Raw genomic sequence first — 18,309 nt, forward strand, 5'->3', positions numbered from 1 at the left:
GGGAAGCCGGTGGGACGGGGCCGCGCGCGGCGCGCGGCCCCGTCCCGAGGCGATCAGCCCACGACCTCGATCTGGCGGAGCGTCGGGAACATCATGCCGATGACCGGCGTCACCTCGAACTCGGAGGTCGAGATGTAGGTGTTCGTCGACTGGCTCCAGACCGAGAAGAAGGCCTGCTCGGTGACGAGCTCGTTGAGCTTCTCGATCGCGGCGATCTGCTCGTCGCCGGGCTCCGCGGTGAACACCGTGTCGATCTGGGCCTGGATCTCGGGGAACGCCTCGATACCCGGGTTCGGGTTGTACCACTGCGGCTTCGCGATCTGGCGCTCGACGGTGGCGACCGGGTTGCCGTCCATCGCGATGACCGCGACGAACATGGGGTACTCGGGCGCGACCGACATGTACTGCATGAAGTCGGTCTCCTTGAAGGTGACGCCGATGCCGAGCTCGCCGAAGGTCTGCTCGATGATCGCCTGCCACGGCTGGAACGGCGGGGCCATCGGCATGGTCACGTCGAAGCCGTCGGCGTAGCCCGCCTCGGCGAGCAGCTGCTTCGCCTTCTCGATGTTCGCCGGGTACAGCTCATTCAGCGACTTGACGTAGCCGGCGGTGTCGGCCGGGAACACCTGGTTGGTCGCGACGCCGACGCCCTGACCGATGGTGTCGACGAGCTCCTGCCCGTTGAACGCGTAGTTCAGCGCCTGGCGCACGCGCACGTCGCCGAGCGGCTTGCCCATCTCGGTCGCGCCGAGCCGGTCGCTGAACTGCAGGCCGACCCACATCGAGAGTCCGCTGGCGACGTTCCAGCCGTTGTCGGGGGCCAGGTCCATCGCGGTCTTGTCGCCGTAGATGAGGTTGAACTGGCCGCCCTCCATGCCGTTCAGCATGGCGGTCGCGTCCGAGAGCGGCGAGATGGTGAGCGGGTCGAATGGGAAGTCCTCGGCCGCCCAGTGGTCGGCGACCTTGTCGAAGTGGTACTCCGCGCCGGGTACCGAGCTCGCGCCCAGCGTGTAGGGGCCGGAGCCGACGGGGGCGGTGGCGAGCGAGCCGTCGTCGATGGCCGAGGGCGCCATCATGTAGCTGCGGCCGAGACCCATGAAGTAGAGGATCGTGTCGTCGCGCTGGGTGAGGTGGATCGCGATGGTGTCCTCGTCGACCGCCTCGAAGCTCTCGACCTTCTGGTACGCCTCCTGCGAGCGGACGCCCGCCTTCAGGTACTCGAGGCTCTTCACGGCGGCTTCGGCGTTGAAGGCCTCGCCGTTCGAGAACTCGGTGTCGGTGCGGAGGTTCATCGTGATGGTGGTGAAGTCGTCGGACACCTCCCAGTCGGTGGCGAGGCCGGGCTGCGGCTGACCGTCGCCGTCGATGGTGAGCAGCGGGTCGTAGACCGCCGACAGGTAGGGGCCGTCGAAGCCGATGTCGGCGAGCGAGGGGTCCCAGGAGGTGACGTCCAGGAAGTTGCCGATGCTCAGCGGGTGGACCGAGGTCCCGCCGTCACCGTCGGAGGGCGCGTCAGTACCGGACGTGCACGCGGTGAGCGCGAACGCGGCGGCCGCGGCGAGGGCGACGCCTGGCAGTGCCTTCTTCATGTCTTCTTCTCTCGATTGCGGGGAAACAGGTGGGTGCTGCGGGACATCGCGGTCAGGGCGAGTGCCGATCCCTCCGGTCGCGTTCTGCGCGTCGATGCGCCGCGGCGCCGTAGCCGTGGAGCTCGAGAGGTCGTCACCTCGATGTGCCGTGCGGGTAAGTCTACAACTGTTGACAAGAAACACAACACCTGGAGAAAGACGGGGCGGCGACGTGCCCGCGCACGTCGCCGCCCCCGCGGTCCACCCTTGGAATTCAGGCGATCGAGACGTCCTCCACGAAGGAGATCTCCTTCGCCGCGATGCGCTCCGGGATCCCCTCGAACGCCCCCGCGCGCTCCGGGGAGACGAGGTAGGCGGCCTCGACGCGCTCGAACTCGGCGCGGTCGCCGGGCACGCTCACGGCCCAGACGAACTCGCCGGCCTCGGGCCGCCCGTAGGCGAACTCCACCTCGAACCCGGTGGCGCGCCGCACCGCGGGCATCCGGGTCTCGAACCACTCCACGAACGCCTCGTACTCGCCCTCGACGATCTGATAGCGACGCAACTGCACGGTCTTCATGGCTCAATCATGCCGTGCCCGCAGCATCCGCTCGTCGCCGTATACTCGATGCGTCCAGGCGCGCCATCCGCGCCGGTGCTCGAAAAATGGGCACGAAGCGAGCCGATGCCGGCGTCGGTTGCGAGACACATACGGAATCCGTCCGTCGCGTCTCGAAAGGCCGCCCCATGCCCACCGTCTCCTCCCACGTCGCCCACGCCCTCTCCGCCCACGTCAGCCACGTCTTCGGCGTGATGGGCAACGGCAACGCCTACTTCCTCGACGCGATCGAGCGCGAGACCGACGCCGTGTTCACCGCGGTGCGCCACGAGGCCGGCGGCGTCGTCGCCGCCGACGCCCACTACCGCGCCTCGAAGCGCCTCGCCGCGGCGACCTCGACCTACGGCGCCGGCTTCACCAACACCCTCACCTCGCTCGCCGAGGCCGCGCAGGCGCGCGTGCCGCTCGTGCTCGTCGTCGGCGACGAGCCCACCTCGGGCCCCCGCCCCTGGGACGTCGACCAGATCGCGCTCGCCTCCGCGGTCGGCGCGCGCACCTATACGGTCGGCCGTGCGGATGCCGCGGCGACCACGGTCATCGCGATCGAGCACGCCCTGCAGTACCGACTGCCGGTCGTGCTCGCGATCCCCTACGACGTCGCCGCCGCCGAGGCGGGCCCCCTCGCCGAGGCGCCCTCCCCCGCCCTGCCGGCGCCGATCGCCCCGGCCGGCGAGTTCGCGCACGGCCAGCTGCGCGAGATCGCCCGCGCGCTCGCCGGGGCCGAGCGGCCGTTCCTCCTCGCCGGCCGCGGCGCCTGGCTCGCCGACGCCGGCGAGGCGCTCGGCGAACTCGCGGCTGCGGCCGGCGCGCTCACCGCCTCCACCGCGCTCGGCCGCGGCGTCTTCCCCGAGGCGCGCTTCGACCTCGGCGTCACCGGCGGCTTCGGCGCCGACGGCGCGATGGCGCTCGTCCGCGAGGCCGACGTCGCCGTCGTCTTCGGTGCGTCGCTCAACCAGTTCACGATGCGCTTCGGCGAGTTGTTCGCCCCGGGCACGCGCGTGTTCCAGATCGACGTCGCCCCGGCGGCGACCCACCCGAACGTCGGCGGCTACGTGCGCGGCGACGCGGGGCTCGTCGCCCGCGAGCTCGTCTCGCAGCTCGTCGCCGTCACGGGCGAGCCGGTGCGCCCCGACGGCTGGCGGGAGCGCGTCGACGTCGCGGCCGCCCGGGCCTACGAGCCTGGCGAGGCCGCCGCACCGGACGGCCGGCTCGACCCCCGCAGCGCGGCCCGCCGGATCGCCGAGCTGCTGCCCGAGGACCGGGTGGTCGTCTCCGACGGCGGGCACTTCATCGGCTGGGCGAACATGTACTGGCCGGTGGCGGCGCCCGACCGGATGATGATGGTCGGCACCGCGTTCCAGTCGATCGGGCAGGGCTTCCCGAGCGTCGCAGGTGCGGCGGCCGCCCGACCCGAGTCCACGATCGTGCTCACGACGGGCGACGGCGGCGGGCTGATGGCGATCGCCGACCTCGAGACCGCGATCCGCACGGCGGGCGGGCGCGGCGTCGCCGTGGTCTGGAACGACGCCGCCTACGGCGCGGAGGTGAACCTCTACGGCCTGAAGGGACTCGCGGAGGGCCCGATGCGCATCCCCGAGACCGACTTCGCGGCCGCGGCGCGCGCGTTCGGCGCGGAGGGCGTCGTCGTGCGCGAGCTCGCCGAGCTCGACGCCCTCGCCGACTGGGCCGCCCGCCCCACGGCGGAGCGCCCGTTCCTGCTCCTCGACTGCCGCATCTCGGGCGACGTGATCGCCCCCTACCAGCACGAGATCATCCGCGTGAACTCCCGCTGACCTCGCACAACTCAGGAACATGTGGCGGTTATGCGGTTCGTCGCTTCGGGCGACCCGCGCCGCAACCGGGCACGCCGGCGAGGCTTCCTGAGTTGTGGATGGCCTCGCGCGGGAGCCGCGGGATCGTATACGATCAACCCAAGCGCCCGACGAGGAAGTGGAGCCCGCGTGCTGAACCAGTCCACCATCGAGGCGATCGCCGACGAACTGTTCATCGCCGATCGCGACCGCGGCATCGTGCCGCGGCTCACCGCCCGCCACGACGGCATGACCGTCGAGGACGCGTACGCCGTGCAGAAGCTCTGGGCCGAGCGGCGCGCCGCCGCCGGCGCCCGCCTCGTCGGCCGCAAGATCGGCCTCACCTCGAAGGTGATGCAGGTCGCGACGGGCATCACCGAGCCCGACTACGGGGTGATCTTCGACGACATGGTGTTCGAGTCCGGCGCGACGGTCGAGTTCGACCGCTTCTCGAACGTGCGCATCGAGGTGGAGCTCGCCTTCGTGCTCGCGAAGCCGCTCTCCGGCCCGAACGCGACGATCTTCGACGTGCTCGACGCGACCGCCTACGTCGTGCCGGCGCTCGAGATCCTGAACTCGCACATCGAGCTCGAGGGCCGCACGATCGTCGACACGATCAGCGACAACGCCGCGATGGGCGGCATGGTGCTCGGCGGTCGCCCGGTCAAGGTTGACGAGCTGGATCTGCGCTGGGTCGGGGCCCTCCTGTACCGCAACCAGACGATCGAGGAGTCGGGCGTCGCCGCGGCCGTGCTCGGCCACCCCGCGATGGGCGTCGCCTGGCTCGCGAACAAGCTCGCGCAGCACGGGCAATCGCTCGAGGCGGGCGAGATCGTGCTCGCCGGCTCGTTCACCCGTCCGATGTGGGTCGAGCGCGGCGACACCGTGCACGCCGACTACGGCCAGCTGGGGGCGATCACGTGCCGATTCGAATGAACGCGCCGCAGACGTTCTCGTCCCGCCTCGCCGCGGCCGACCGCCCGCAGATCGGCATGTGGGTCTGCTCGGCCAGCCCGATCGTCGCCGAGATCGCCGCGGGCAGCGGGGTGGACTGGGTGCTCCTCGACGCCGAGCACTCCCCCAACGAGCTGCAGTCGATCCTGCACCAGCTCTACGCGATGTCGGCCTACCCGGTCTCGGCCGTCGTGCGGCCGCCGATCGGCGACCCCGTGCTCATCAAGCAATACCTCGACCTCGGCGTGCAGAACCTGTTGGTGCCGATGGTCGACTCCGCCGAGCAGGCGCGTGAGCTCGTCCGCGCCGCGCGCTACCCGGGGCCGGCCGGAGGTGGCGCCGCTCCGGCCGAGCACGGGGCGCGCGGCGTCGGGGCCTCGCTCGCCCGTTCGTCCCGCTGGAACCGCATCGAGGGCTACCTCGGCCGGGCCTCCGAGACGGTGAGCCTGATCGTGCAGATCGAGTCGGCGGCCGCGGTCGCGAACGTCGACGAGATCCTCGCGGTCGACGGCGTGGACGCCATCTTCGTCGGGCCGGCCGATCTCGCGGGCTCGATGGGCCTGCTCGGCCAGCCGAGCCATCCGGACGTCGTCGACGCCGCGCTGACCGCGATCCGGGCCGCCCGCGCGGCCGGCAAGCCGGCCGGCATCAACGCCTTCGTCCCGGCGGACGCCGACCGCTATCTCGCCGAGGGCGCGGCGTTCGCCGCGGTCGGCGCCGACGTCGCCATCCTGGCGCGCGCCTCGGAGGCGCTCGCCGACCGCTTCATCGGGGCGCACCCCGCGAACGACCGGACCGGCGACGGCGCGGATGCCTCCGGCGCGACCGCCTCGGACACGAGCGCACGCCGCGAGAGCTACTGAGCGCCGGCCCTTCCGCCGCGTCGCCAGATCGTATATCATTTCAGATACAACGAGACGAGGATGTCAATGACCTTCGGTATCCCCACCCCGGGCAAGATCATCGCGGTGCACCTCAACTATCCGTCGAGGGCCGCGCAGCGCGGCCGCACCCCCGCCCAGCCGAGCTACTTCTTCAAGCCCGCCTCCTCCCTCGCCGCGACCGGCGGCACTATCGAACGCCCCGCCGGCACCGAACTGCTCGCCTTCGAGGGCGAGATCGCCATCGTCATCGGCGCGCCCGCGCGCTGGGTCTCCCCCGAGAACGGCTGGTCGCACATCGCCGCCGTGACGGCGGCCAACGACTTCGGCGTCTACGACCTGCGCTCGGCCGACAAGGGCTCGAACGTGCGCAACAAGGGCGGCGACGGCTTCACGCCGATCGGCCCGGCCGCGATCCCCGCCTCGGTCGCCGGGCAGGACGGATGGCGCGTCCGCACCTGGGTCAACGGCGAACTCGTGCAGGAGGACACCTCCGACACGCTCCTCTTCCCCTTCGGCCGCCTCGTCGCCGACCTCTCCCAGCACCTCACCCTCGAGACGGGCGACGTGATCCTCACGGGCACGCCGGCCGGCTCCTCCGTCGTCGTGCCGGGCGACGTCGTCGAGGTCGAGGTCGACGCCCCCGCCGCGCCCGGCGCGCCGAGCACCGGCCGGCTCGTCACCACCGTGACCCAGGGCGAGCACGCCTTCGGCGACTTCGGCACGAAGCCCGCCATCGACGACGACCAGCGCCTCGAGGCCTGGGGCAGCGAGGCCGAGCTGCTCGCCGCAGTCGCCGACGGTCGCGCGAGCGCACCCGACTCCGCCGCCGCCGTGCGCGAGGCCGCCGCGCCCGCCGCTCTCGACCCCGAAGTGCGCGAACTGCTCTCGCAGGCCGCGGTCGCGACGATCTCCGCGGCCCTGCGCAAGCGCGGCTACCACGACGTCTTCATCGAGGGCGTCTTCCCGAACCACGCCGGCGACCGCATCGTCGGCACGGCGAAGACCCTGCGCTTCATCCCCTTCCGCCCCGACCTCTTCAAGGAGCACGGCGGCGGCTTCAACGCCCAGAAGCGCGCCTTCGACCAGGTCGCCCCCGGCGAGGTGCTCGTCGTTGAGGCCCGCGGCGAGCGCGGCACCGGCACCGTGGGCGACGTGCTCGCCCTGCGCGCCCAGGTGCGCGGCGCCGCCGGCATCGTCACCGACGGCGGGGTGCGCGACTTCGACGCCGTCGCCGAGTTCGAGATCCCCGTGTTCTCGCAGGGCCCGCACCCGAGCGTGCTCGGCCGCCGCCACGTGCCGTGGGAGACCGACGTCACGATCGCCTGCGGCGGCGCCGCCGTGCAGCCCGGCGACGTGATCGTCGGCGACGGCGACGGCGTGCTCGTCATCCCCGCCGCCATCGCCGCCGAGGTCGCCGCCGAGGCCGCCGCGCAGGAGCGCGAGGACGCCTGGGTCGCCGAGCAGGTGGCCGCCGGGGCATCCGTCGACGGCCTCTTCCCCATGAACGCCGAGTGGCGCGCGAAGTACGAGGCGAGCCGCTCCGCGCAGCCGACCACCGAGACGGACGCCCGATGAACGAGAGCAAGGCGCAGCAGGCGTACCGCTTCATCCGCGAGCGCATCGACGACGGCCGCTACGTGCCCGGCTTCCGGCTCGTGCTCGGCACGATCGCCCGCGAGCTCGGCGTCTCCGTCGTGCCCGTGCGCGAGGCGATCCGCCTGCTCGAGGCCGAGGGACTCGTCACTTTCGAGCGCAACGTGGGCGCCCAGGTCGCGCTCATCCAGGAGACCGAGTACCTGCACACCATGCAGACCCTCGCCCTCGTGGAGGGCGCGGCGACCGCCCTCGCGGCCCCCACGCTCACGGCCGAGCACCTCGCCCGCGCCCGCGCCGTGAACGAGCGGATGCGCGAGAGCCTCGACGCCTTCGACCCGCACCGCTTCACGGCGCTGAACCTCGAGTTCCACGCCGTGCTCTTCGAGGAGTGCCCGAACCCGCACATCCTCGACCTCGTCCACCGCGGCTGGAACCGCATGAAGGTGCTGCGCGACTCCTCGTTCAGCTTCGTGCCCGGCCGCGCGCAGTCCTCCGTCGACGAGCACGAGGCGATCCTCCGGCTCATCGAGGACGGCGCCGCCGCGATCGAGATCGAGCTGGCCGCCCGCGGCCACCGCACCGCCACGCTCGACGCCGTGCTCGCCTACCAGGCCGAGCAGCACGCGCACACCCCGACCCCCTGAGCCCCACCGGCGCCGCCGCCGTTCCCGGCCCGGTGCCACGACACGATGAAGGTGAGAACCGCATGACCGACGCGTACCGCCCGGCCGAGCTGCCGGAGAAGATCCAGCACTACATCGACGGCGAGTTCGTCGACTCGCTCGACGGCGACACGTTCGAGGTGCTGAACCCCGTCACGAACGAGACCTACGTGCACGCCGCTGCGGGCAAGAAGGCCGACGTCGAGCGCGCCGTCGCCGCCGCGAAGCGCGCCTTCCAGGAGGGCCCCTGGCCGCGGATGCTCCCCCGCGAGCGCTCGCGCGTGCTGCACAAGATCGCCGACCTCGTCGAGTCGCGCGACGCCCGGCTCGCCGAGCTCGAGTCCTTCGACTCGGGCCTGCCGATCACCCAGGCGCTCGGCCAGGCCCGCCGCGCCGCCGAGAACTTCCGCTTCTTCGCCGACCTGATCGTCGCCCAGGCCGACGACGCCTTCAAGGTGCCCGGCCGGCAGATGAACTACGTGAACCGCAAGCCGATCGGCGTCGCGGGCCTCATCACGCCGTGGAACACCCCGTTCATGCTCGAGTCGTGGAAGCTCGGCCCCGCCCTCGCGACCGGCAACACGGTCGTGCTAAAGCCTGCCGAGTTCACCCCGCTCTCCGCCTCGCTCTGGGCCGGCATCTTCGAGGAGGCCGGGCTGCCGAAGGGCGTCTTCAACCTCGTGAACGGTCTCGGCGAGGACGCCGGCGACGCGCTCGTGAAGCACCCCGACGTGCCGCTCATCTCCTTCACCGGCGAGAGCAGCACCGGGCAGCTCATCTTCGGCAACGCCGCGCCGTATCTGAAGGGCCTCTCGATGGAGCTCGGCGGCAAGAGCCCGGCGGTCGTGTTCGCCGACGCCGATCTCGACGTCGCGATCGACGCCTGCATCTTCGGCGTCTTCTCCCTGAACGGCGAGCGCTGCACCGCCGGCTCGCGCATCCTCGTGCAGCGCGACGTGTACGACGAGTTCGTCGAGCGATACGCGGCGCAGGCGAAGCGCGTGAAGGTCGGCCACCCGCACGACCCGGCCACCGAGGTCGGCGCGCTCGTGCACCCCGAGCACTACGAGAAGGTGATGAGCTACGTCGAGCTCGGCAAGCGCGAGGGCCGGCTCGTCGCGGGCGGCGGACGCCCCGAGGGCTTCCCCGAGGGCAACTACGTCGCCCCCACCGTCTTCGCCGACGTCTCGCCCGACGCCCGCATCTTCCAGGAGGAGATCTTCGGCCCGGTCGTCGCGATCACCCCGTTCGACACGGAGGAGGAGGCGCTCGCCCTCGCGAACAACACGAAGTACGGGCTCGCCGCCTACATCTGGACGAACGATCTGAAGCGCGCGCACAACTTCGCCCAGTCGGTCGAGGCCGGCATGGTGTGGCTGAACTCGAACAACGTGCGCGACCTGCGCACCCCGTTCGGCGGCGTCAAGGCCTCGGGCCTCGGCCACGAGGGCGGCTACCGCTCGATCGACTTCTACACCGACCAGCAGAGCGTGCACATCACGCTCGGCGCCCCGCACAACCCGACGTTCGGCAAGCAGGAGGTCCACGAGGCATCCGAGCTCGACGACCCGGACCCCCGCTGACCGGCCCCGCCCCAGACTCCACCCCAGGCAAGGACGCTGACATGACCCACCGCGACGAAATGACCCTCACCTCCTCCGGCTTCTACGTGAGCCAGGAGGCCCCGATCCACAGCGACAACCCGGTGCCGACGCCCTCGGCGCCCGCTCCCGACATCCTGCGCTGCGCGTACATGGAGCTCATCGTGACCGACCTCGCGGCCTCCCGCGTGTTCTACGTCGACGTGCTCGGGCTGTACGTCACCGAGGAGGACGACGAGGCGATCTACCTCCGTTCGACCGAGGAGTTCATCCACCACAACCTCGTGCTGCGCCAGGGCCCCGTCGCCGCGGTCGCCGCGTTCTCCTACCGGGTGCGCACGGCCGAGGACCTCGACAAGGCCGTGGCGTTCTACACGGAGCTCGGCTGCCGCGTCGAGCGCCGGGCCGAGGGCTTCACGAAGGGCATCGGCGACTCGGTGCGCGTCGAGGACCCGCTCGGCTTCCCCTACGAGTTCTTCTTCCAGACCGAGCACGTCGAGCGGCTGTCGTGGCGCTACGACCTGCACACGCCGGGCGAGCTCGTGCGCCTCGACCACTTCAACCAGGTCACTCCCGACGTGCCGCGCGCCGTGAACTTCATGCAGTCGCTCGGCTTCCGCGTCACGGAGGACATCCAGGACGAGGAGGGCACGGTCTACGCGGCGTGGATGCGTCGCAAGCCCACGGTGCACGACACGGCGATGACGGGCGGCGACGGGCCGCGCATGCACCACGTCGCCTTCGCCACGCACGAGAAGCACAACATCCTCGCGATCTGCGACAAGCTCGGCGCGCTGCGCCGCTCCGACGCGATCGAGCGCGGACCGGGTCGCCACGGCGTCTCGAACGCGTTCTACCTGTACCTGCGCGACCCCGACGGCCACCGCGTCGAGATCTACACGCAGGACTACTACACCGGCGACCCCGACAACCCGGTGGTCACCTGGGACGTGCACGACAACCAGCGCCGCGACTGGTGGGGCAACCCGGTCGTGCCGAGCTGGTACACGGATGCCTCGCTGGTGCTCGACCTCGACGGCAAGCCCAAGCCCGTGGTCGCCCGCACCGACGACAGCGAGATGGAGGTCACGATCGGGGCCGACGGCTTCTCGTACACGCGGAAGGGCGATGAGGAGCAGGGCTTCAAGCTCGGCAACACCCTCTGAGCCGCCGTCTCGCGCAACTCAGGAACGCCGTCCGGCGGTCCCCCGGTTTCCCGGGGATCCGCCGGGCGGCGTTCCCGCATATCGGGCGGATGTTCCTGAATCGCGTGCGGGGCTGTGCGGCGGCGTCAGCCGAGGAAGCGGATGGCGGCGTCCTTGAAGGTCCGCGACGTCAGCGTCGAGACGTGGTCCCGGCCGGGGATCTCGAGGTACTCGGCGCCCCACTCGCGGGCGAGCTCGGCGGCGCCACGGGGCACCGGGTCGAGCGCCCCCGCGACGAGCATCGCCGGAAGCCCTGGCGGCAGCTCCAGGGGCGCGCCGGCGACCCCCTCGACGCAGGCGAGCAGCGCCTCAGGATCGGCTCCGGAGCGGAGGGCCGTGCCGAGCACCGCCCGCATGACCGCGTCTTCCGGCGTGCCGGCCGAGGCATCCGGCCCGGCGCCGGCCCGCTCCGCCTCGGCGTCGAGCAGCAGCTGCCGGGCCCGCACGAGGTCCCAGCTCGCGAAGAGCTCCTGCGGCCCCGCCCCGCCGATCACGATGCGCCGCACCCGCGAGGGCTCGCGCCGGGCGAGGGCGGCCGCGATCCGACTGCCGAGCGAGTAGCCGACGACGTCGGCGCGCCCGGCGCCGATCGAGTCGAGCACGGCGGCGAGGTCCGCCCCCTGCACCTCGGCGCGGTAGGCGGCCGGCTCGAGCGGGGCGTCGCTGTCGCCGTGGCCGCGGAGGTCGACCGTCACGACCTCGCGACCGGCCCGCGTGAGTGCCTCGACCCAGCCGGTGCCCTGCCAGGTGATCGCGCCGTCGGCGCCGAAGCCGTGCACGAAGAGCACGGGCGGGAGCGCTGCGACGCCGTCGGACGGCGCCGCGGCCGATGCGCGTCGGTAGGCGATGAGCGCGCCGTCCTCGGCCTCGGCGTGCAGGGCGGGCCCCGCCGCGCCGGGCAGGGCCGGGCTCACGCGTCCGCCGCGACGATCTCGGCGCCGGCGTGGCCGAGCTCGGCGAGCGCCGCCGCCGACGACTCCGGCGCCACGCCGGCGACGAGCCCCGTGAGCACGCGCACCTGCTGCCCGTGCTCGAGCGCGTCGAGCGCGCTCTGCCGCACGCAGTAGTCGGTCGCGATGCCGACGACGTCGACGCCGGTGATGCCGCGTTCGGCGAGGATCTCGGCGATGCCCCGGCCCGCCTCGTCGGTGCCCTCGAAGATCGAGTAGGCGGGCTCGCCCTGCCCCTTGCGGATGTGCACGTCGACCCCGGCGACGTCGAGCGCGGGGTGGTACTCGGCGCCGAGCGTGCCGGCCACGCAGTGCACCGGCCAGGTGTCGACGAAGTCGGGCGCCGCATCGCGGGCGAAGTGGCCGCCGTTGTCGCTGTCGCCGTCGTGCCAGTCACGCGAGGCGACGACGAGCTCGTACTCGTTCCGATGCGCGGCGAGGTACTCGGTGACCCCCGCCGCGACGGCGGCCCCGCCGTCGACGCCGAGCGCCCCGCCCTCGGTGAAGTCGTTCTGCACGTCGATGATGAACAGCGCCTTCGTCATGTCTTCCATTGTGCCCTCGCTGCCGTGCTGCGGCACCCCTCCGGGGGCTCCGGGGCCGAGGGCGCGGGCCCGGTCAGCGGTTGGACAGCTGCGCCCCGCAGCGGTAGAAGCCGGTCGCGAGCGTGTCGATGGCCTGCTTCGCGTCGTCGGAGACATCGCCGAGGGCGTAGATCGCGAAGGTCAGGGTCGCGCCGTCCGCGGCGTGGATGACGCCCGCGAGCGTGTAGCCGGTGTCGATCCATCCGGTCTTCGCGATGACCTGCCCGTCGGCGACCGCGTTGTCGCCCGTGAAGCGATCGTCGTAGGAGAGCGAGCCGCGCTCCCCCGCGATCGGCAGCGCGTCGAGCAGCACGCCGAGCTGTCCCTCGCGCGCCGCGATCTTCTGGAACAGCCGGGTGAGGTAGGCGGGCGGCACCGCATTGTCGTCGGAGAGACCGGAACCGTCGACGATCACGAGGCCCGCGGTGTCGACGCCGTAGCCGGCGAGGCCCTCGAGCACGCCGGCGTTGATGGCGTCGAAGCCGTTGCCCGCACCGGTCTGGATCGCGACGAGCCGCGCGAGCATCTCGGCCACGGTGTTGTCGGAGACGACGAGGGCCTTGTCGACGAGCTGCGCGACCGTCGGCGACGAGACCGCGCCGAGCTGCGCCGCTCCCGCCGGCGCGGTGCCCCGCTCGATCGTCTCGATGCCGCCGAGCTCGTCGGCGAACGCCTGCCCGGCGCGCCCGACCGGGTCGTCGCTGCGGAACGAGGTGTTCGAATACGGGTCGTCCCGGTCGCCGTCGACCATGAGCGCCGCGATGTTCGACATGTAGCCGTCGTCGCGCTCCTTGAGGTTCCAGCTCAGCTGCCACTCCTCGCCGCCGAAGTAGCTGGCGTCGAGCACGAGCCGGGTGAGCGGCGGGTTCGCCGGGTCCGCGTCCCAGGCGGCGCGCACCTGTGCGGCGAGGTCGTCGAGGTGCGCGGCGCCCGGGTAGACGCCCTCGTCGCCGCTCGGGGTCCGCGAGAGCGTGACGTCTCCCCCGCCGACGAGCACGGCGGTGCCGGGCTCCGCGCCCTTCACGACGGTCGTCGTCGCCCGGTAGTCGGGGCCGAGGACGGCGAGGGCGGCCGCCGAGGTCAGCACCTTCATGACGCTCGCGGTGCGCGACGGGGTCGAGCCGCCCCGGTCGAAGAGCACTTCGCCGCTGCCCGCGTTCACGACCTGAGCCTGCAGCTCGGCCAGCCGGGGGTCGGCCGCGAGCTCGGCGACCGAGCAGGTGCGGAGCGCGACGGCCGCCGCAGCGGTATCGGGGCTCGGTCGAGGCTCGGCGCTCGGGGCCGGTTCCGCAGCGGCGGCGACTCGGACGGGCGCGGGCGGCGTGCGCATCGCGGCGCCCACGGCGAGCGCCCCGCCGCCGAGGAGGAGCAGGCCGAGCGCTCCGGCACCGACCGTGGTCGCGAGCCGGTGGGCGCCGAGGACGGCGCGCACCCGGCCCAGCAGGCCGCCGGGTGCGGGCGCAGGCGGCGCACTCGCGCCCTCGGGCGCGCTCGCGTCATCCGTCCGCTCGTTCACCCGGGCATTCTACGGAGGGGATGCCTCCATGCTTCCTGGGCGCCGCTCAGCACCGCGGTGCGGCGACCGTGTGCGGCGAGCGCGTCACTCCCCCGGGTACCGCAGGCCGATCTCGGCGCGGATCGCGTCGAGCGTGCCCATGATCCCCACCGTCTCGGCCGTCGGCAGCACCTCCCCGCCGTCGAGGCGGCCAGCCGCGACGAGCGCTTCCAAGGCCGCGGCCTGGTACTGCATGCCCCGCCCCTCGACCCGCGACTCGAAGGTCTCGAGCAGGCTGCCGTCGGCCGCGACGATCCGGAAGGTGGTCGGCGCGTACCAGACCTCGTCGATCTCGATGCGCGCGGCCGTGCCGATGATCGCGGCGCGGTTCGGGCCCTGGGTGTCGCTCGCGGAGTAGGTGGTGGCCATCTGCCCGCCCGGGTACTGGAAGATCGTCGCGAGCTGCGCGTCGGCGCCCGTCGCCTTGAACACGGCGGAGGCGCGGATGGCAGCGGGCTCCCCGAAGAGGTCCCACGCGAAGGAAATCGGGTAGATGCCGAGGTCGAGCAGGGCGCCGCCGCCGAGCTCGAGCGCGTTGACGCGGTGGGCGGGGTCGTCGCTCAGCAGCTGCGTGTGGTCGGCGATGAGCGAGCGCACCTCGCCCAGCGCGCCCGCGGCGATCAGCTCGCGGATGCGCACCATGTGCGGCAGGTACCGCGTCCACATCGCCTCGAGCGCGAGCCGCCCGTTGGCCTCGGCGGCGTCGCGGATGCGCTCGGCTTCGGTACGGTTCAGGGCGAAGGGCTTCTCGACGAGCACGTGCTTGCCGGCCTCCAGCGCGGCGACGGCGTTCTCCGCGTGCAGCGGGTGCGGCGTCGCCACGTAGACGACGTCGACCTCCGGGTCCGCGTACAGGGCCTCGTACCCCGCGTGCGCCGTGGGGATGCCGAACTCCTGCGCGAAGGCGGCGGCCGACGCCGCGCTCCGCGAGCCGACGGCGCGCACGTCGAAGCCGGCGAGCTTCAGGTCGGCAGTGAAGAGGCGGGCGATGCCACCCGTCGCGAGGATGCCCCAGCGGAGTCGATCGGTCATGGACAAAGCCTAGGCCCGCCCGCCCTCGGCAGAGCCCACGACCGCCGGCTCCGCCCCTGCCCCCAGATCGGGGAGGCTGCGGATTCGGGCGGGCTCGCCTAGCGTGCAGGGCATTCCCGTCCTCCGCGGGAACGTGCGAACGGCCCGGCGATCCCGGGCCTTTCGTCGTGGCCCCTCGGGTGCGGCAGAGCTCCGCGGAGACGAAACGGCCCTCCCACGTCGTGGGAGGGCCGTTTGCGAGCTGGAGCCGCCTGTGGGAATCGAACCCACGACCTATTCATTACGAGTGAATCGCTCTGCCGACTGAGCTAAGGCGGCGTGACGGCCGCGGCGCGAGCGCTGCGGTGGCACGAGAGTCAATAGTAGCGGATGCCGAGCGCTCCCGATGACCACGGCACGAACCCCGCGGCGGCGCCGCGGGCGCACCCGCGGCACCAGCACCGAGACGTCAGCGCCGAGACCTCAATGCCGCCGGGTTCGCCCGGTCAGCACTTGGGGTCGCTCGCCGGCACCGTGCCGTCGATGAAGTACTGCTCGACGGCGTCGTTCACGCAGGCGTTCGACTTGTTGTACGCCGTGTGCCCCTCGCCCTCGTAGCTCACGAGCACACCGGAGTCGAGCTGCTCGGCGAGCGAGACGGCCCACTCGTACGGGGTGGCCGGGTCGCCGGTCGTGCCGATGACGAGGATCGGGTCGGCCCCTTCGGCGTGGATCTCGGCGCGCGTCGCATCACCCTGCACCGGCCACAAGTCGCAGCCGCCGCCCGTGTCGTAGCCCCAGTACGGACCGATCACCGGCGCCGCCACGGTGATCTCGGCCGCTTCGGCCTCGAGGTCGCCCTCGCCGTCGCGGAGCGGGTAGTCGAGGCAGTTGATCGCCCGGAACGCCTCGGTCGAGTTGTCGCTGTAGGTGCCGTCGGGGTTGCGGCCGTAGTAGAAGTCGGCGAGTGTGAGCGCCATGTCGGCGTCCCCGAGCATGACGGAGTCGAACATCTGCGAGAGGTACGTCCACGAGTCGGGGCTGTACAGCGCCGCGATGATCGCCGTGAGGTAGGTGTCGGCCCCGACCATCCGCCCGTCGCTGCCGCGCAGCGGGCTGGCGTCGAGCGACGCCGCGAGCGCGCCGACCTCGGCCATGCCGGCGTCGACGTCGCCCGAGAACGGGCAGTCGGCGGAGCTCTGGCAGTCGGCCATGTAGGCGCGCAGCGCCTGCTCGAAACCGATCGCCTGCGCCTTCGAGACCTCGAACTCGCTGGCCGCGGGGTCGATCGCGCCGTCGAGCACGAGTCGGCCGACCTTGTCGGGGTAGAGCCCGGCGAACGTCGCGCCGAGGAAGGTGCCGTAGGAGTAGCCGAGGTAGTTCAGCTTCGTGTCGCCGAGGATCGCCCGCAGCAGATCGAGGTCGCGCGCCGCGCTCACCGTGTCGACGTAGCCCAGCAGCTCGCCCGTGTTCTGGGCGCAGGCGGCGCCGAAGTCCTCGAAGTTCTTCGAGGAGGCCGCGATCCACTCGGCGCTGCCGCGCTCGCCCGGCGGGATGGAGAACAGCGCCTCGTCCATGCCTGCGGCGTCGTAGCAGACGACCGAGCTCGACTGGCCGACGCCGCGGGGGTCGAAGCCGACGATGTCGAAGCGCTCCTGCAGCGGCTGGCCGACGGCGAAGTCGAGCGAGTCGGAGACGAGGTCGACGCCGGACGCGCCGGGTCCGCCGGGGTTCACGAGCAGGGAGCCGATGCGCTCGCCCGTGGCACGGTGCCGCACGAGGGCGAGCTCGATCTCGCCCGCCGCCGGGTCGTCCCAGTCGAGCGGCGCCTTCGCGGTCGAGCACTCGAGCTTCTCGCCGCAGCCCTTCCACTCGAGGATCTGCGAATAGAACGGCTGCAGCTCGGCCGAGACCCGCTCGCCCGTCGGCGTCGAGGTGGCCGCTGGCTTCGGGAACAGCCCGCCGAGGTCGGGGAAGCAGCCGCTCAAGAGCAGCGCCACCGCGGCCACGAGGCCGACGGCCCCGATGCGTCTGCGAGCGCGAGCGCCCCCTGTCGTGCCGGTGCGGATCATGCGGCCCCCCGTTCGGTCCCTGGTCGTCTGATGGCGCTCACGAGCATCGCCTCGAGCGCGAGCGCCGGTGCGACGTTGCCCTCGATGCGGGTGCGGGCGAGCTGGATGGCGTCGAGCGTCGCCAGTGTGCGCGCCGGAGTGGCGGCCGCAGCGGCCGCACCGAGCTCGGCCTCGATCTCGCGGTTCACGAGCGGCACTCGGGCGTCGAGCTGCAGCAGCAGCACGTCGCGGTAGAGCGAGGCGAGGTCGACGAGGATGCGGTCGATGCCGTCGCGCAGGCTCCGCGTCGCCCGCCGCTTCTGCTCGTCCTCGAGCGCCTTGATCTGCGAGCGCAGCGCGGGCGGGATGGCTTGCCCGGGCGCCAGGCCGAGTGAGCGCAGCGCGTGCTCGCGCTCCTCCTGGTCGCGCAGCTCGGTGATGGCCTTCGCGTCGTCGCCGGCGATCTCGAGGAGCCGCGCGGCGGTCATCACCGCGGTCGCGGCCGAGCGGACGCCGAGGGCGAGGCGGAGCGTCTCCGCGCGACGGTTGCGCGCCTCCTCGCTGGTGGCGAGCCGGTGCGCCATGCCGATGTGGCTCTGCGCCTCGCGGGCGGCGCGCTCCGCGAGGCCCGGCTCGACGCCGTCGCGGCGCACGAGCAGCTCGGCGACGTCGGCGATGCTCGGCACCTGCAGGCGCACGGACCGCACGCGCGAGCGGATCGTCGGGATGAGGTCGGCCTCGCTCGGGGCGCAGAGGATCCACACGGTGCGCTCCGGCGGCTCCTCGAGCTCCTTCAGGAGCACGTTGGAGGTCTGCTCGGTCATGCGGTCGGCGTCCTCGACGACGATCACCCGGTGCCGGCCGACGGACGGGGCGTAGTGCGAGCGCTTCACGATGTCGCGGACGTCGGCGACCTTGATGATGACGCCCTCGGTCGTGAGCACGTGCAGATCGGGGTGGCTGCGCGCCTCGACCTGGATGCGGGTCGGTTCGTCGCCGTCGGCGTCGCCCGCGATGAGCGCCGTCGCGAAGGCGTAGGCGAGGTTCGAGCGACCGGAGCCCGGCGGGCCGGTGATGAGCCAGGAATGCGTCATGCTGCGCGCGTCCGGCGCGGCGGACGCGTCGTCGCCGTCAGCCGGAGCGCCGGCGCGGACGGTCGACGCCGAGGCGGCCGCGCGGAACACGGCGATGGCGGCGTCCTGCCCCGTCAGTTCGCTCCACACGCTCACCCTGTCACGCTACCTTGCGCCGCCGACGC

General features: G+C 72.4%; 15 protein-coding genes and 1 tRNA gene. 7 read left to right on the plus strand and 9 right to left on the minus strand.

Annotation, left to right across the window (positions count from 1 at the left end; genetic code table 11):
• Positions 1–53 precede the first annotated feature (53 nt).
• Together ACFWE1_RS03310 and ACFWE1_RS03315 are read right to left on the minus strand one after the other, a co-directional pair.
• Positions 54–1,589 (minus strand): ABC transporter substrate-binding protein, encoded by a 1,536-nt coding sequence (locus ACFWE1_RS03310; RefSeq protein ID WP_376932110.1) that lies wholly within the window; start codon positions 1,587–1,589, stop codon positions 54–56.
• A 253-nt stretch (positions 1,590–1,842) separates the two neighbouring features.
• The gene (locus ACFWE1_RS03315; RefSeq protein ID WP_376932111.1) at positions 1,843–2,148 is read right to left on the minus strand and encodes a hypothetical protein; all 306 of its coding nucleotides are present in this window, start codon (positions 2,146–2,148) and stop codon (positions 1,843–1,845) included.
• A gap of 167 nt (positions 2,149–2,315) precedes the next feature.
• Between ACFWE1_RS03315 and ACFWE1_RS03320 the strand changes: the two genes are divergently transcribed.
• The 7 genes from ACFWE1_RS03320 to hpaD all read left to right on the plus strand — a co-directional run bounded on the left by ACFWE1_RS03320 (position 2,316) and on the right by hpaD (position 10,861).
• Positions 2,316–3,980 carry a thiamine pyrophosphate-binding protein gene (locus ACFWE1_RS03320; protein WP_376932112.1) on the plus strand — a complete coding sequence of 555 codons (1,665 nt, stop codon included), beginning with the start codon at positions 2,316–2,318 and terminating at the stop codon, positions 3,978–3,980.
• A gap of 168 nt (positions 3,981–4,148) precedes the next feature.
• A complete protein-coding gene (gene hpaH, locus ACFWE1_RS03325) occupies positions 4,149–4,934 on the plus strand; it encodes a 2-oxo-hept-4-ene-1,7-dioate hydratase (protein ID WP_376932113.1) in 786 nt (261 codons plus the stop codon).
• Positions 4,919–5,815 carry an HpcH/HpaI aldolase/citrate lyase family protein gene (locus ACFWE1_RS03330; RefSeq protein WP_376932114.1) on the plus strand — a complete coding sequence of 299 codons (897 nt, stop codon included), beginning with the start codon at positions 4,919–4,921 and terminating at the stop codon, positions 5,813–5,815. Before hpaH ends, ACFWE1_RS03330 begins: the two co-directional genes overlap by 16 nt.
• Before the next feature lie 66 nt (positions 5,816–5,881).
• On the plus strand, positions 5,882–7,411 hold the full coding sequence (locus ACFWE1_RS03335; RefSeq protein WP_376932115.1) for a fumarylacetoacetate hydrolase family protein: 1,530 nt from the start codon (positions 5,882–5,884) through the stop codon (positions 7,409–7,411).
• A complete protein-coding gene (locus ACFWE1_RS03340; RefSeq protein WP_376932116.1) occupies positions 7,408–8,076 on the plus strand; it encodes a GntR family transcriptional regulator in 669 nt (222 codons plus the stop codon). The genes ACFWE1_RS03335 and ACFWE1_RS03340 overlap by 4 nt, the downstream gene beginning before the upstream one ends.
• A gap of 62 nt (positions 8,077–8,138) precedes the next feature.
• Positions 8,139–9,677 carry a 5-carboxymethyl-2-hydroxymuconate semialdehyde dehydrogenase gene (gene hpaE, locus ACFWE1_RS03345; RefSeq protein ID WP_376932117.1) on the plus strand — a complete coding sequence of 513 codons (1,539 nt, stop codon included), beginning with the start codon at positions 8,139–8,141 and terminating at the stop codon, positions 9,675–9,677.
• Positions 9,678–9,718: 41 nt separating this feature from the next.
• Entirely contained in the window at positions 9,719–10,861 is a 1,143-nt protein-coding gene (gene hpaD / locus ACFWE1_RS03350; RefSeq protein ID WP_376932118.1) for a 3,4-dihydroxyphenylacetate 2,3-dioxygenase, read from the plus strand.
• 125 nt (positions 10,862–10,986) lie between these two features.
• Here hpaD and ACFWE1_RS03355 read toward each other — a convergent pair whose 3' ends face one another.
• The 7 genes from ACFWE1_RS03355 to ACFWE1_RS03385 form a co-directional block, all read right to left on the minus strand.
• On the minus strand, positions 10,987–11,814 hold the full coding sequence (locus tag ACFWE1_RS03355) for an alpha/beta hydrolase (protein WP_376932119.1): 828 nt from the start codon (positions 11,812–11,814) through the stop codon (positions 10,987–10,989).
• Positions 11,811–12,395 carry an isochorismatase family protein gene (locus ACFWE1_RS03360; RefSeq protein ID WP_376932120.1) on the minus strand — a complete coding sequence of 195 codons (585 nt, stop codon included), beginning with the start codon at positions 12,393–12,395 and terminating at the stop codon, positions 11,811–11,813. The genes ACFWE1_RS03355 and ACFWE1_RS03360 overlap by 4 nt, the downstream gene beginning before the upstream one ends.
• Positions 12,396–12,468: 73 nt before the next feature.
• On the minus strand, positions 12,469–13,950 hold the full coding sequence (locus ACFWE1_RS03365) for a D-alanyl-D-alanine carboxypeptidase/D-alanyl-D-alanine-endopeptidase (RefSeq protein ID WP_376932121.1): 1,482 nt from the start codon (positions 13,948–13,950) through the stop codon (positions 12,469–12,471).
• Positions 13,951–14,034: 84 nt separating this feature from the next.
• Complete coding sequence (locus ACFWE1_RS03370) at positions 14,035–15,021, minus strand: Gfo/Idh/MocA family protein (protein ID WP_376932122.1); 987 nt, start codon at positions 15,019–15,021, stop codon at positions 14,035–14,037.
• A 242-nt stretch (positions 15,022–15,263) separates the two neighbouring features.
• A tRNA-Thr gene (locus ACFWE1_RS03375) sits at positions 15,264–15,339 on the minus strand.
• Between the two features lie 167 nt (positions 15,340–15,506).
• The gene (locus ACFWE1_RS03380; protein ID WP_376932123.1) at positions 15,507–17,072 is read right to left on the minus strand and encodes an alpha/beta hydrolase; all 1,566 of its coding nucleotides are present in this window, start codon (positions 17,070–17,072) and stop codon (positions 15,507–15,509) included.
• Positions 17,069–18,280, minus strand: coding sequence for a DNA polymerase III subunit delta' (locus ACFWE1_RS03385; protein ID WP_376932124.1), 1,212 nt, complete (start codon positions 18,278–18,280; stop codon positions 17,069–17,071). Before ACFWE1_RS03385 ends, ACFWE1_RS03380 begins: the two co-directional genes overlap by 4 nt.
• Positions 18,281–18,309 lie beyond the last annotated feature (29 nt).

It is taken from the genome of Agromyces sp. NPDC060279 (assembly GCF_042726785.1).
Lineage (GTDB): Bacteria > Actinomycetota > Actinomycetes > Actinomycetales > Microbacteriaceae > Agromyces.